The organism is Buttiauxella agrestis, assembly GCF_900446255.1.
Lineage (GTDB): Bacteria > Pseudomonadota > Gammaproteobacteria > Enterobacterales > Enterobacteriaceae > Buttiauxella > Buttiauxella agrestis.
In genome coordinates this window covers 3,428,636-3,442,950 of the sequence record NZ_UIGI01000001.1, presented here as the reverse complement: position 1 = coordinate 3,442,950, position 14,315 = coordinate 3,428,636, and the positions used below count along the sequence as shown (strand labels likewise).

General features: G+C 52.3%; 11 protein-coding genes. 7 read left to right on the top strand and 4 right to left on the bottom strand.

The annotated features are described in order from the left end of the window. Nucleotides 1-7: 7 nt before the first annotated feature. From DY231_RS16340 to cecR, 4 genes are read right to left on the bottom strand one after another with little or no spacing between them, the layout of a single operon-like run. Nucleotides 8-1,147 carry an ABC transporter permease gene (locus DY231_RS16340; protein WP_115629988.1) on the bottom strand — a complete coding sequence of 380 codons (1,140 nt, stop codon included), beginning with the start codon at nucleotides 1,145-1,147 and terminating at the stop codon, nucleotides 8-10. Further along, nucleotides 1,134-2,882 carry an ATP-binding cassette domain-containing protein gene (locus DY231_RS16335; RefSeq protein ID WP_115629986.1) on the bottom strand — a complete coding sequence of 583 codons (1,749 nt, stop codon included), beginning with the start codon at nucleotides 2,880-2,882 and terminating at the stop codon, nucleotides 1,134-1,136. The genes DY231_RS16340 and DY231_RS16335 overlap by 14 nt, the downstream gene beginning before the upstream one ends. Beyond that, nucleotides 2,875-3,876, bottom strand: a complete 1,002-nt coding sequence (gene hlyD / locus DY231_RS16330; protein WP_115629984.1) for a secretion protein HlyD — start codon at nucleotides 3,874-3,876, stop codon at nucleotides 2,875-2,877. The genes DY231_RS16335 and hlyD overlap by 8 nt, the downstream gene beginning before the upstream one ends. Beyond that, nucleotides 3,866-4,561 (bottom strand): transcriptional regulator CecR, encoded by a 696-nt coding sequence (gene cecR, locus DY231_RS16325; protein WP_115629982.1) that lies wholly within the window; start codon nucleotides 4,559-4,561, stop codon nucleotides 3,866-3,868. The genes hlyD and cecR overlap by 11 nt, the downstream gene beginning before the upstream one ends. Nucleotides 4,562-4,812: 251 nt before the next feature. On the opposite strand from cecR, the gene rhlE reads away from it, so the two are divergent. The 7 genes from rhlE to DY231_RS16290 all read left to right on the top strand — a co-directional run bounded on the left by rhlE (nucleotide 4,813) and on the right by DY231_RS16290 (nucleotide 14,313). After that, nucleotides 4,813-6,177, top strand: a complete 1,365-nt coding sequence (gene rhlE, locus DY231_RS16320) for an ATP-dependent RNA helicase RhlE (protein WP_115629980.1) — start codon at nucleotides 4,813-4,815, stop codon at nucleotides 6,175-6,177. Between the two features lie 68 nt (nucleotides 6,178-6,245). Further along, complete coding sequence (gene dusC, locus DY231_RS16315) at nucleotides 6,246-7,178, top strand: tRNA dihydrouridine(16) synthase DusC (protein WP_115629979.1); 933 nt, start codon at nucleotides 6,246-6,248, stop codon at nucleotides 7,176-7,178. Nucleotides 7,179-7,609: 431 nt separating this feature from the next. Further along, complete coding sequence (locus tag DY231_RS16310) at nucleotides 7,610-8,935, top strand: OprD family outer membrane porin (RefSeq protein ID WP_115629977.1); 1,326 nt, start codon at nucleotides 7,610-7,612, stop codon at nucleotides 8,933-8,935. A 54-nt stretch (nucleotides 8,936-8,989) separates the two neighbouring features. Next, entirely contained in the window at nucleotides 8,990-9,874 is an 885-nt protein-coding gene (gene surE, locus DY231_RS16305) for a 5'/3'-nucleotidase SurE (protein ID WP_370511352.1), read from the top strand. Nucleotides 9,875-10,054: 180 nt separating this feature from the next. Continuing rightward, nucleotides 10,055-10,897: a transcriptional antiterminator BglG gene (bglG, locus tag DY231_RS16300; RefSeq protein ID WP_115631870.1), complete on the top strand. Its 843-nt coding sequence runs from the start codon at nucleotides 10,055-10,057 to the stop codon at nucleotides 10,895-10,897. A 151-nt stretch (nucleotides 10,898-11,048) separates the two neighbouring features. Further along, nucleotides 11,049-12,935, top strand: a complete 1,887-nt coding sequence (gene bglF, locus DY231_RS16295; protein WP_115629973.1) for a PTS beta-glucoside transporter subunit IIABC — start codon at nucleotides 11,049-11,051, stop codon at nucleotides 12,933-12,935. Beyond that, complete coding sequence (locus tag DY231_RS16290) at nucleotides 12,919-14,313, top strand: glycoside hydrolase family 1 protein (RefSeq protein WP_115629971.1); 1,395 nt, start codon at nucleotides 12,919-12,921, stop codon at nucleotides 14,311-14,313. Before bglF ends, DY231_RS16290 begins: the two co-directional genes overlap by 17 nt. The last annotated feature ends 2 nt before the right edge of the window (nucleotides 14,314-14,315 follow it).

Sequence of the window (14,315 nt, the reverse complement as noted above, 5' to 3'; positions counted from 1 at the left end):
CGTTCCCCTAGTCGAGACGGCGTTTAGTCTTTAACGCCGTCAGGCCGATAAACATCACCGCCGAAGCAATTAAAAACAGCACGTTGATAATCAATACAGTCGAAATATTCCCCGCCAGAAACAGACTTTGTAGCGTGCTGACAAAATAACGGGCAGGAATCACGTAAGTCACCGCGCGGATAATCGCCGGCATACTGTCAATCTGGAAGATAAAGCCGGACAACATGATAGACGGCAAGAATGCAGCGTTGAGCGCCACCTGGGCGGCATTAAACTGGTTGCGGGTAATCGTCGAAATCAACAGCCCCATACCCAATGTGCTGAGTAAAAACAGGCTGGTTACAAAGAATAGAATCAGCAGCGAGCCGCGATAGGGCACGCCGAGAATAAACACCGACACCAGCATACACAGCAGCATCGCCAGCATTCCGAGCACGTAATAGGGCAGGAGTTTGCACAGCAGTAATTCGGTGCGTGTGACCTGTGTCGAGAGCAACGCTTCCATGGTGCCGCGCTCCCATTCCCGCGCCACCACCAGGGAAGTCAGAATCGCGCCAATCACCGTCATAATGATGGTGACTGCGCCGGGGATAATAAAATGCTGGCTGATAGCCGCCGGGTTAAACCAATAACGGAGCTGCACGTCGATCAGCGGTTCAAATTTTTCGCCCCGGTCTTCCGCGCGTTGCTGTTGCCATATTTGCCAGATACCCTCCATGTAACCTTGCACAAAGTTGGCGGTGTTCGGTTCGCTGCCATCGGTAATAACCTGCACCGGAGCCGTCGCACCTGCGCGTGCCATGTTTTGCGCGAAGTCGGTTGGGATAACCACCAGACCGCGAATTTTGCCCGCCTGCATCAACTGAATAAGATGCTGACGGTTATCGCTAATGGTCGGGTCGATGTAAGGTGATGCGGTAATGGTGTGGGCGAAATTCAGCGCTTCCTCGCTTTGCTGTTCCAGCAATACGCCAACGCGCAGGCGGCTGGAGTCCAGGTTGATACCGTAGCCAAAAATAAACAACAGCAGTAACGGAATCACCACCGCAATTAACCAACTGCTGGGGTCGCGTACGATCTGGCGAGTTTCTTTCACGCACAGGGCGCGCACGCGCCGCCAGGAAACGGCCTGATTATGTTCGCTCATGCTCGTGATCCTTATCCCATTGATGAATCAGCGTAATAAACGCCTGTTCCATCGTCGGGTCAGTTTGCTCGTCATCGGCCGCTTGCTCTTTCAGGTCGTCTGGCGTGCCGCTGGCAATCAGCTTGCCACGATACACCAGCCCAATACGGTCACAGTATTCCGCTTCATCCATAAAGTGCGTCGTCACCATCACCGTGACGCCTTTTTCCACCATGCTATTGATGTGCAACCAAAATTCACGACGCGTAATCGGATCAACGCCTGACGTCGGTTCATCGAGAAACAAAATGTCCGGCTCATGCATTAACGAGCACGCCAGCGCCAGGCGTTGTTTAAAACCGAGCGGCAGTGCATCCGTGGAGCTGTTCATAATGGGTTGCAGGCTGAAGGCTTCGCTCATGCGATTGATTTTTTCCTCCTGCGCTTTGCCACGCAGGCCGTACACGCCGGAGAAAAATCGCAGGTTTTGCGCCACGGTTAAGTTGCCGTAGAGCGAAAATTTTTGTGCCATATAACCCAGATGCTGGCGTGCCTTGCCGGAACTGGTTTTTAAGTCCATATCCAGCACCAGCGCTTTGCCGGAAGTCGGCACCAGCAAGCCGCACATCATTTTAAAGGTGGTGGATTTCCCGGCGCCGTTCGGCCCCAGCAGGCCGAAAATCTCTCCGCGCTGGACGGTAAAGTCCACATTGTCAGTCGCCGCAAAATCGCCGAATTTTTTGGTTAATGATTCGGCTCGGATCACCGTCTCACCTGGCGTGCCATCTACCGTATGCAGGATTTTCCCCAGCGGCGATTCCTGAGTGGCGGCACCGCCGAGCAGGTCGATAAAGGCATCTTCAAAACGGGGTTCGGTTTGTGAAATGCTGTCGGGTGGCACATCAAGCGCGTGGCTGAGATCTTCAATAGAGGCGTCTTTGGCGAGGATCAGGCGCACCGAGCGCCCCTGAATCACGCCGTCGCTGACCTGCGGCAACTTCAACGCACGTTGCAACAGCTTGCGATTATTTTCCTCACCGTGACTCACCAGCAGCGAGCGCCCGGCCATTTGCTGCGTCAGCTCTTTCGGCGCGCCATGGTAGAGCAGTTCGCCTTCGTTCATCAGCAACACATCGCGGCACTGTTCAGCTTCATCGAGATACGACGTGCTCCACAGAATCAACATGCCGTCACCGGCCAGTTCGTGCACCATTTGCCACAGTTCGCGGCGCGAAATCGGGTCTACGCCGACGCCGGGTTCATCAAGCAGCAGCACTTTTGGCTGGCCGACCAGGGTGCAGGCGAGGCCGAGCTTTTGCTTCATGCCGCCGGAGAGCTTCCCGGCAAGCCGGGTGGTAAACGGCCCAAGGGCGGTGAATTCCAGCAGGCGCTTAAATGTTTTTTTGCGTTCCTCGCCCGTTACGCCACGTAAATCGGCGTACAAATTCAGGTTTTCCATCACCGTTAAATCTTCATACAGGCCAAATTTTTGCGGCATGTATCCCAGAACGGCGTGTAGAGCGCGGTCGTCTTCTACCGGATCAAGCCCAATCACGCTGGACGTGCCTTCTGTAGGTTTTAATAAACCGGCCAACATGCGCATTAGCGTGGTTTTCCCGGCACCGTCAGGGCCGACCAGACCGGTCACTGAGCCGGTATGAATCTCGCATTCAAGGCGTGCGACCGCAGGCTTTTCCTGCCCCGGGAACTGTTTCATTAGCCCGTGCAGGGCAATGATGCCTTCCTGGCTACTCATGCGCGTTCTCATCATTGAATTTCACCGTGACCGGCATTCCCTGACGCAGTGCATCATCGGCGTCGGTGACGATAATGCGCAGGCGATATACGAGATCGGTGCGCAAATCCGGCGTTTCGACGGTTTTCGGTGTGAACTCAGCGGTTGGGGAAACGAAACCAATTTTGCCGTGATACGGTTTATCCGGTCGGCCATCGGTGTAAACCAGCAACTCGGTGCCTGGTTTCGCCTGATTCAGGCTCACTTCGCTGACGTAAGCTCGCACCCAAACCGGGCGAGTCAGAGAAAGCGTTAACACGGTGCTTCCGGCATTCAGCATGCTGCCAGGTTCAACTGCGCGGGTCAGCAATGTGCCATCGGAGGGCGCAACCAACGTGGTGTCCTGTAAATCTAATTGTGCCTGAGCAAGTTGGGCTTTCGCCTGTTGCAGGCTGGCCTGCGCCTGGGCAATTTCCTGCGGACGGTTCCCGGTGCGGTACTGGCTCAATTTGTCGCGCGCTGCTTTCAGCGTGGCTTTGGCCTGGTCGCTGGATGAACGGGCGTTTTCCAGCTCGTTGGCAGAAATCACGCGTCTGGCCCATAAACCCTGCTGGCGCTGATAAAAGTTCTGCGCGTAATCAAATGCCGCCTGGGCCTGATTGACCTGCGCTGCGGCCTGGGCAATTTCTTCATCGCGATATCCGGCGATGATCAAATCAAACTTGGCCTGTGACGCGGCGACGTTAGCTTGTGCCTGAAGCAGGGCATTTTGGTATGGCCCCTGGTCCAGCTCACCCAGCGTTTCGCCAGCTTTAATCGCGTCGCCTTCATCCACCTGGAGTGCTGCAAGACGCCCGCCCACGCGAAAACTCAAATTGACGGTGCGAATATCCACGTTACCGTACAGCGTCAGCCCTTGATCTTGCTGGCTTTTGTACCACATCCAACCGCCTGTTCCGGCGGCGATAAGCGCGATAACCACCACGGCGATAACGATCGGCTTTTTACTTTTCATTGCTGGCATTTCCTCGTTGGCTCGATAACCCCTGCAAAATGAAATCGATATGGCTGCGCACCACATCGCTGATTTGTTTCACGCTTTCTTGATCAAACGTTGTCCAACCGGCGCGGAGCAAAATGGTTTCCCGCCCCAGACGAAACGCCAACACCTGCCCGAGCAGCGCATGGGTGTGAAGAATTGTGGCGGTGTCATCGGGGCGGCGACCCGTATAGTGCCCAACGAGCGTGGTGAGATGCGTGTGCATCGGCGCAATCACTTGCTCGTGAATCAGTTGATAGGCCGGAGTGGGCGAAAGCTGTTCGCGCGATATAAATTTGCTCAGGTTCAGCGTTTCATCGGCAGTCAGCAGGATAATCATGTGCTCGCACGCGGTATGAATCAGCTCGCGAATCTGCGGTTTGTCCGGATTTTCCTGGCTGAGAATAGCTTCGGCACGTTTGACGTGAGGCTGGAAATTGTGGGTGATGAAATCAGCAATCCATTGTGCGGACGCCATATACAGCTCTTCTTTCGAGCCGAAATAGTAGGTGATGGCAGCAATGTTTTGCCCGGCGAGTGCGGCGATATCGCGAGTCGTGGCGTGCAAGCCATATTCGCCAAATTGCGCGATGGCGGCTGTAATTAGCGTGTTTTTTGCCTGCTCACCACGGGAAGTGACCGGCGTCGGTGTCGCGTTCATACCGACCTCTTAAAAAGTTAATCAATCGATTGATTAAGAGTAGGCTCTCGATATCGCAGTGTCCAGTTCCAAACATTTATCTTGTGAATGCATCGAAAAATAGAATTTGTGCGCAAAGTCACAAAACCTGTTACACTGCGCGGCTTACGGCACCGTGGTTTGTGCCCCTCTCTTGCGCCAGAATGACTGGCGTCATACGAACCCCTGGAAACTACACCGCACCTCGCGGTCAGGGCGATTCTGGAGTACCTATGTCTTTTGATTCTCTCGGCCTGAACGCCGATATTCTGCGTGCAGTGGAAGAGCAGGGCTATCGTGAGCCTACCCCTATTCAACGTCAGGCGATCCCGGTTGTTTTAGCCGGTCGTGACCTGATGGCCAGTGCCCAAACCGGCACCGGCAAAACCGCTGGTTTCACCTTGCCGCTGTTGCAGCGCCTGGTAGACAAACAGCCGCATGCGAAAGGCCGTCGCCCGGTGCGCGCGCTGATCCTGACACCAACCCGTGAGCTTGCTGCTCAGATTGGCGAAAACGTCAGCGACTACAGCAAATATTTAGATATCCGTTCGCTGGTGGTTTTCGGCGGCGTGAGCATTAACCCACAGATGATGAAACTGCGTAGCGGTGTCGATGTGCTGGTGGCAACACCGGGCCGTCTGCTGGATTTAGAACACCAGAACGCAGTCAAACTAGACCAGGTAGAAATCCTGGTACTGGATGAAGCTGACCGCATGCTGGACATGGGCTTTATCCACGATATCCGTCGCGTGCTGGCAAAACTGCCCGCTCGTCGCCAGAACCTGCTGTTCTCCGCGACCTTCTCTGACGATATTAAAGGCCTGGCTGAAAAGCTGTTGCACAACCCGGAAGAAGTTTCCGTGGCGCGTCGCAACACCGCTTCTGAGCAAGTGACCCAGCACGTTCACTTCGTTGATAAGAAACGTAAAAGAGAGCTGCTATCGCAGATGATTGGCGAAGGTAACTGGCAGCAAGTGCTGGTGTTTACCCGTACCAAACATGGTGCAAACCACCTGGCAGAACAGCTGGGCAAAGACGGTATCACCGCGGCGGCCATCCACGGTAACAAGAGCCAGGGCGCGCGTACTCGTGCATTGGCTGACTTCAAAAACGGTGGCATCCGTGTGCTGGTAGCAACGGACATCGCCGCGCGTGGTCTTGATATCGAAGAACTGCCACACGTTGTGAACTACGAACTGCCAAACGTACCGGAAGACTATGTGCACCGTATCGGCCGTACTGGCCGTGCTGCGGCAACGGGTGAAGCGCTGTCTCTGGTGTGTGTTGATGAACACAAACTGCTGCGTGACATTGAACGTGTACTTAAGCGTGAAGTGCCGCGTATGGCGATTCCAGGGTACGAAGTGGATCCAACAATCCCAGCCGAGCCTATCGTTAACGGTCGCCAGCAGCAGCGTGGCGGCGGTCGTGGCAACGGCGGCGGTCAAGGCCAGGGTCAACGTCGTGGTGGCAATGGTGGCGCATCATCTGAGCGCAGCAATGCACCGCGTCGCCCATCTCGCCCACAGGCAGATGGCGCAAAACCCGCGGGCGCTAATGGTCGTCGTCGTCCGCCACGCAAGCCAGCATCAGCATAATTAATTAGGCTTTGCCAACTCAAACAGAGGCGCTAACATAGCGCCTCTTTTTTTTACCGGGAAATGTTATGCGCGTGCTACTGGCACCAATGGAAGGCGTTCTCGACTCGCTCGTTCGGGAACTGCTGACAGAGGTTAATGACTACGACTTGTGTATCACCGAGTTTTTGCGCGTGGTCGATCAGCTTTTGCCAGCAAAATCCTTCTATAAGCTTTGCCCGGAACTGCATCATGCCAGCCGCACATCGTCCGGCACATTAGTGCGCATTCAATTACTAGGGCAACACCCGCAATGGCTGGCTGAAAACGCGGCTCGCGCGGTGGAACTTGGCTCCTGGGGCGTAGATCTCAACTGCGGTTGTCCCTCTAAACTGGTGAACGGCAGCGGTGGCGGTGCCACTCTACTCAAAGATCCCGACTTAATTTACCGTGGCGCGAAAGCGATGCGTGAAGCGGTGCCTGCGCACTTACCTGTCACCGTTAAAATCCGGCTGGGTTGGGACAGTGATGCCCGGCAGTTTGAAATTGCTGACGCCGTACAGCAGGCCGGTGCAACCGAACTTGTGGTCCACGGGCGAACCAAAGAAGACGGTTATAAAGCCGAGCGAATAAACTGGGCGGCGATTGGCGAAATCCGCCAGCGTTTGTCGATTCCAGTGATTGCTAATGGCGAAATCTGGGACTGGCAAAGTGCTCAAAATTGCCTGGCAGCAACAGGCTGTGATGCGGTAATGATTGGCCGTGGCGCGCTTAATGTGCCGAATTTAAGCCGCGTGATTAAATACAATGAGCCGCGGATGCCATGGACGGATGTGGTGAAACTGCTGCAAAAATATAGCCAGCTCGAAAAGCAGGGCGACACGGGGATGTATCACGTGGCGCGTATCAAACAGTGGCTGGGGTATTTGCGTAAAGAATATGTTGAGGCAACGGATGTCTTCGTGAAAATCCGTACGCTGAAAACGTCGAAAGATATCGCCCTTGCTATTCAGCAGTTGTAATCTTCCGGCTCCTGGAAATAGCCCCGGAGCCGATTAATCTTATTTCGGAATTATGCGCCATTCATTTATTTGGTGAATATATTTACCCCTGTTGATGCTTGTCTATTAATCTTCTTCTTTTACGACACTTCTCACACTTTAGAATATTATTACCTTTCCCCTCTGGATTAATAATAAACGCAATGTTAGCTTTGCGAATAATTGATATCAGGATTGTGACTGTCTGACAGGCAAAACCTAATCACTTAATGCCATGCTTTGGCGTTAGGTGATTAGGTTTTTTTTTGCTTTTTATTTAGCACTCCGGGTATTAAAAAGTGAATGTTCTTATCTGTCTTTAATAAGAGAGGGTGTAAGCGCTTGTCGTAATAGCGCGTGTTTTTTCCGTTTCTTGTTTACGTGTGGATAATAAAAATAACAGGATGCTTATTATGCTCTTACATCACAAATCAATACCTCTGGTTATTTTGACGGCGGGCTGCTGTTTTATGCCGTTGGCAGAAGCAATGGACTATTCCACCGGCGGCTTTCTGGAAGATAGCCACCTGGATCTCATATTACAAAACGTCTGGATGGTGAATACCACCGATCAGCTTGCAGACCAGGGGGTTGGCGATCAGAACGCCTGGGCTCAGTCATTGCATTTAAACTGGCAAAGCGGGTGGCTGTGGGACACCGTGGGTGTTGATGCCTCCTGGTATGGCGTGGAAAAACTCTATGCCAATGATGCGTTCTACGGCCGTGATTTGGTGCGCGATAATAACGGCCATGCGGAAGGCTTTAACAAGCTCGGGCAGATTTACGGCAAAGGGCGCTGGGGCGATAAAGCGCAGCATCTGTCTCTTTGGGCAGGCTGGAAAGAGATGTATAAATTCGGCACGCTTACCTCGTCCCGCAGCCGCGCCACGCCGAGTACCTGGGAGGGAATCAGTTCTGAAGCCGTGTGGGACGAAGTCACCCTACGCGGTGCTATTGTGACTCGTTTCTCAGAACGTGATGAACCAGAAAAACGCCGTTTTACAACGCTTGTCAGCAATCAGCAAATTGATTACATCGGCACGGGTGATGTCAGTTGGTCACCCAATAAAGGCACAAAAATTAGCTATGTTGTGGGTGAAGCCAAAGACTATTTGTTGCGTCAGGGGCTTGAAGCTAACGCCACCTGGCCAATAAATGACAAATTGAATTTGCTGACCCGTGGCGTGTTTTATTACAACCGTGGATTAAGTTCGTGGGAACAAACCCGGGCATTTAATCATGACGCGAAGCATTTCTATGCTCAGGTAGGATATCAATATGGTGCTTCTGAATCGGGCATCGGTTGGTCGAAAACCCAGGCTTCGTTGGATAATGGTTTAGGGTATTTCTATTGGCACTTTGGTAAAAATACCCGTGGCGCATTTAATAGCCCGGCTGATGGCGAAGGGAACGATTATATAAATGACGGCGAGCAAATGGTGTATTTGTACAGCAAATATAAATTCTCGCCAGAACTGGTTGTCGGGGTGTACGGCAACTATGGTTACGGCATGGAATATCAGGATGTCGCTTTGAAAGAGTGGGAATACGGTGGATATTTCCTATGGTCGCCAGCTCAAATCAAAGGATTTACTGTATTTGCGGGCGTTGGGCCAAGTTATAGCTGGAAACTTACCAGCAAAAAAACGCCTTCCCTGAGTGATGATAAACGAACATTTCACCGGGCAAAAGGGGTTGGTTCTGCGCTGCGGTTTGAATATCAATTCAACCTGTTTTAATGACCTGGCGTGACTTCCAGTAACGCTCTTGAATTAATCAATAAGGAATATTAAATCATGAAGAAATACCTGCCAATATTACTTCTTCCACTGATTTACGGGGGAGCCCATGCGGCAGATCGCCCCATGCGTATTCTTATCGTCAATGACGATGGTTGCGAATCAGTGGGCACCACTTCTTTGCAAGAAAAGCTGGCGGCCAAAGGCTATGACGTCTGGATGGTGGCTCCCTCCACCAACCAAAGCGGCGTCGGGACGGCAATCACGTTTAAGCCCAATAAAATTTTTGATGTAAAAAAGGTGGCAGAAAAGCGCTACTGCTTCCCTGGAACTCCGGCAGATTCTGTTGATTTCGGGCTGTTTGGTATTTTGAAAGATAACCCGCCGGACCTGGTGATATCAGGCGTGAATGACGGGCCGAATACTGGCGCGGCGCAGCTTAATTCTGGCACTGTTTCCGCCGCTGCACGTGCGGTTCGCTACGGCTATCCGGCGATTGCGGCAAGCATAGGCTACATCTTTACTGAAGAAGAGATGAAAGCAAAATGGCCTTCTACACAGCGCTATTGGCCGGATGCCGTGAATTATGTGGTAAGCCTGGTGGACACCCTGAATGTTGGATGGCAGCCGGGTAAAGTGCCGTTGCCAGCAGGATCTGGCTTGAGTATTAACTATCCGCCACTGGATAAAAGCGCGATTCACGGCGTCAAAGTTGTTAAGAATGAGCCGCATCCGAAGCCGCAGCTTGCCTGGAAAATCCTTGAGGACGGCAAAGCGCAACAGCTAATGAGTGCCGATGCGATGAAGCCAGGCCCAGCAGGCACGGATACTGCCTGGCTTAGTGAAGGCTACATTACCTGGACACCCTTCGACGGCCAGTGGAACGCGTCCGAGTACGACAATCAGTATCACAAGCTGATTATTCCTCAGAGTAAGTGAGCGTGCTCAACCCGCAGATAGCGATCTCCGTCACGCTTCTATCAACGCTCGGTTGTGGAGTAAAACGAAGCTGGTAGATTTGTTAAATTGGATTGTTACTGCGTATGCAGGCAAAACCTGATGTTCTGGCTCCGGTCGGATGTCAGGTTTTTTTGTTTCTGGGGTATGGATAAAGCACAGATGAAAATCGCCAAAATACTCAATAACAACGTCGTGGTGATTCTGGACGAGCATGGGCGCGAGCAAGTGGTCATGGGGCGCGGTCTGGGTTTCCAGAAACATATTGGTGAGCCGCTTGAAAAGGAGAAAATTGAAAAGGTTTTCGCCCTCAAAAGTGACGAACTGGTTGCGCGGTTAGGCGAGTTACTTAGCCAAATCCCGCTGGAAGTGATGACTACCTGCGATCGTATTATTGAGCTTTCGCGTCAGCGTCTGGGCAAGTTACAAGAAAGCCTGTACATCACGTTGACCGATCACTGCCATTTTGCTATCGAGCGGCAAAAGAAGGGAGTGGTGATTCGCAACGTCTTGCTGTGGGAAATTAAGCGTCTTTACCCCAAAGAATTTTTGCTCGGCCAGGAAGCGTTGACCATCATCGAAAAGCGCCTGAATGTTCAATTAGCGGAAGATGAGGCAGGGTTTATTGCTCTGCATCTGGTGACTGCGCAGTTGAATAGCGAAATGCCGGAAGTGATGCACGTGACCCGTGTGATGCAGGAAATATTGCAGATCGTGAAATACCAACTGCGGTTTGAGTATGACGAAGAGAGTCTGAGTTATCAGCGCTTTGTGACGCATCTGAAGTTTTTTGCCCAACGAATGCTGAGCCGTAACGTGGTGGCAGATGACGATGTCACGCTACATGCGGCGGTGAAAGATAATTACCCGCAAGCCTGGCGTTGTGCTGAAAAACTCAGTCGCCATCTGATGACGGAATATCAGCGAGAGCTAACGACCGAAGAAATTATGTTCCTCGCGATTCACATTGAGCGGGTGCGCAAAGAGAGTCTTAAAGTTTCATAACGCCGTGCCGAAAGGCCGACGAAAACAAAAACGGATTGTTACTGCTAAGGCAGGCAAAACCTGAGCACCGGCTTCTCTTTGAGCGAAGTCGGTCTCAGGTTTTTTTTTACTTTACTCAGTCATATATGCCGAAAGGTGAAAGGAAAGAATGATGGGATATCAAGACGTTGCAAGAGATATTCTGACCCATGTCGGTGGGAGAGAAAATATTATCAGCCTGGTCCACTGCGCCACGCGCTTACGTTTTAAGCTCAAAGATCAGAAAAAAGCAGATGCGCAGGCGCTGAAAAATAACCCCGGCGTGATTATGGTGGTGGAAAGCGGCGGGCAGTTCCAGGTGGTGATTGGTAATCATGTTCACGATGTTTACAACGCGGTGTGTGCTGAGGCCGGAACGGTTGAAGATGGCGTTCAGCCAGCGTCTGAATCGGGCGAAAAGGTCAATATTCTCAGCCGCTTGATTGATATTGTGTCAGCGGTATTTACGCCGTTTATCGGTGTGATGGCGGCCTCAGGTATTCTCAAAGGTTTGCTCGCCGTGGCGGTTGTTCTTGGCTGGCTAACGACCGAAAGCGGGACATATAAACTGTGGTTTGCCGCCAGTGATTCGCTGTTTTACTTCTTCCCTCTGGCGCTGGGTTACACGGCGGGTAAAAAATTTGGCGGGAATCCATTCGTTACTATGGCTATCGGTGGGGCGCTGACGCATCCGGTGGTGATGCAGGCCTTAGAGGCCAGTAGCCAGGCGGGAGCCGTCACCGAATACTTCCTCGGTATTCCGGTCACTTTCATTAACTATAGCTCTTCAGTTATCCCGATTATTTTCGCCGCCTGGGTCAGTTGCTGGCTGGAAAAACAGGGCAACAAGCTGTTGCCCTCTGCGATGCGTAACTTTTTTTCCCCGCTGTTTTGTCTTGCCATCACGGTTCCACTGACCTTTCTGCTGATTGGCCCGGTCGCGACATGGCTAAGCCAGATGTTAGCTAATGGGTATCAGGCAATTTATGCCCTGGCACCGTGGCTTGCAGGCGGCGTGATGGGGGCTATGTGGCAGGTGTGCGTCATCTTCGGACTGCACTGGGGATTAGTCCCGCTGATGATTAACAACCTGAGCGTGCTCGGTCACGACACGATGATGCCGCTGTTATTGCCCGCCGTTATGGGACAAGTGGGCGCGACCTTAGGTGTATTTATTCGTACCCGCGATGAGAAGCTTAAAGTGCTGGCAGGCTCCGCGTTCACCGCAGGGATCTTCGGTATAACTGAACCTGCTGTGTACGGGGTGACGCTGCCCAATCGCCGCCCGTTTATCTTCGGCTGTGTAGCTGGTGCCGTTGGCGGCGTGATTGTTGGGTTCAGCCAGACAAACGTCTATTCGTTTGGCTTCGCCAACATCTTTTCCTTCGCGCAAATGATTCCGCCAGGCGGCGTGGATGCAACCGTGTGGGGCGCTGTTTTCGGAACGCTGTTGTCGTTGGTATTGGCCTGTGTTCTGACATGCATCGCGGGTTTACCGCGTACAGAAGTTAACGTGCCTGTTGTGACGAAAGCGCGCGCGAACGACATCCTTGCGCCGATGAGCGGAACAGTACTGGCGATGGATCAGGTTCCAGATTCCACTTTCGCCAGCGGCTTGCTTGGCGAAGGGGCGGCGATAATTCCGCTGACAGGCAAAGTTATCGCACCGTTTTATGGTGAAGTCGCCTCGTTATTCCAGACCCGCCACGCCATTGGCTTACTTAGCGATAGCGGCATCGAAGTGCTGATTCATATTGGTATTGATACGGTAAAACTGAATGGTCAGCACTTCACCACCCATGTGAAAGTGGGGGACAAAATTAAGCCAGGCGATTTGCTGATTGAGTTCGACAGGCAAGCGATTCTGGATGCCGGATACGACCTCGCAACCCCCGTCATTATCAGCAATAGCGACGAGTACGCGAGTGTGACGCGAAATACTAATGACCATGTAATTGATTCAGGTATGCCGTTCCTGACGGTTCTAAACAAAGGAGAAGTAAATGAAAGCATTTCCTAAAACGTTTCTGTGGGGCGGCGCGATCGCTGCAAATCAGGTAGAAGGCGCATGGCTTGAGGATGGGAAGGGCATTTCGACCTCTGACCTGCAACCGAATGGCGTATTAAGCGACACCGTTGAGCGCAAGCCGGGTGATTTTGGCCTTAAAGATATCGCGATCGACTTCTACCATCGTTACCCGGAAGACATCGCGCTATTTGCGGAAATGGGGTTTAGCTGCCTGCGCGTGTCCATTGCCTGGACGCGTATCTTCCCGAACGGTGACGAAACTCAGCCTAACGAAGCGGGTCTTGCATACTATGACCGTCTGTTCGATGAGCTGGCGAAACACAACATCACGCCGATGGTCACGCTTTCGCATTACGAAATGCCGTGGGGCCTGGTGAAAAACTACGGTGGCTGGGGCAACCGTGAAACCATCACCTTCTTTGAGCGTTATGCGCGTACCGTATTCACACGTTTCAAAAGTAAAGTGAAGCTGTGGCTGACGTTTAACGAAATCAACATGGCGCTGCACGCGCCGATGACGGGCGTTGGGATCTCTGAAACCAGCAGCAAAGCTGAAATTTACCAGGCGATTCACCATCAACTCGTCGCCAGTGCGCTGGCGGTAAAAGCCTGCCACGAAATCATTCCTGATGCGCGTATCGGCAACATGCTGCTGGGCGGCCTGGTGTATCCGTTGAGCTGCAAGCCAGAAGATGTGCTGGAAACCATGCAGGAAAATCGCAACTGGTTGTTCTTTGGCGACGTGCAATGTCGCGGTGAATATCCGGGTTATATGCTGCGCTATTTCCGCGACAACGGCATCAAGCTGGAAATCTCTGAGAGCGACCGCGAAGCGCTGAAAGCGACCATCGACTTTATCTCCTTTAGTTACTACATGTCTGGATGCGTCACTGCTGATGAAGAACTCAATGAAAAAGCGCGTGGCAATATTTTAAACATGGTGCCAAACCCGCACCTGGCGAGTTCCGAATGGGGCTGGCAAATCGACCCAATCGGCCTGCGTATTTTGCTCAACAAGCTATGGGATCGTTATCAGAAGCCATTGTTTATTGTTGAAAATGGCTTAGGGGCGAAGGACAAACTCGAAGCCGACGGCACGGTCCATGATGACTATCGCATCAGCTATCTCAACGACCACTTAGTTCAGGTGCGCGAAGCGATTGAAGATGGTGTTGAGGTGCTGGGTTACACCTGCTGGGGACCGATCGACCTGGTAAGTGCTTCGAAGGCGGAGCTGTCTAAGCGCTACGGGTTTATCTATGTGGATCGTGATGACAAAGGTAACGGTACGCTTGCGCGTTCACGCAAGAAAAGCTTCAACTGGTATAAAGAAGTGATCGCCACGAATGGCGCGAGTTTGAAAGAATAATT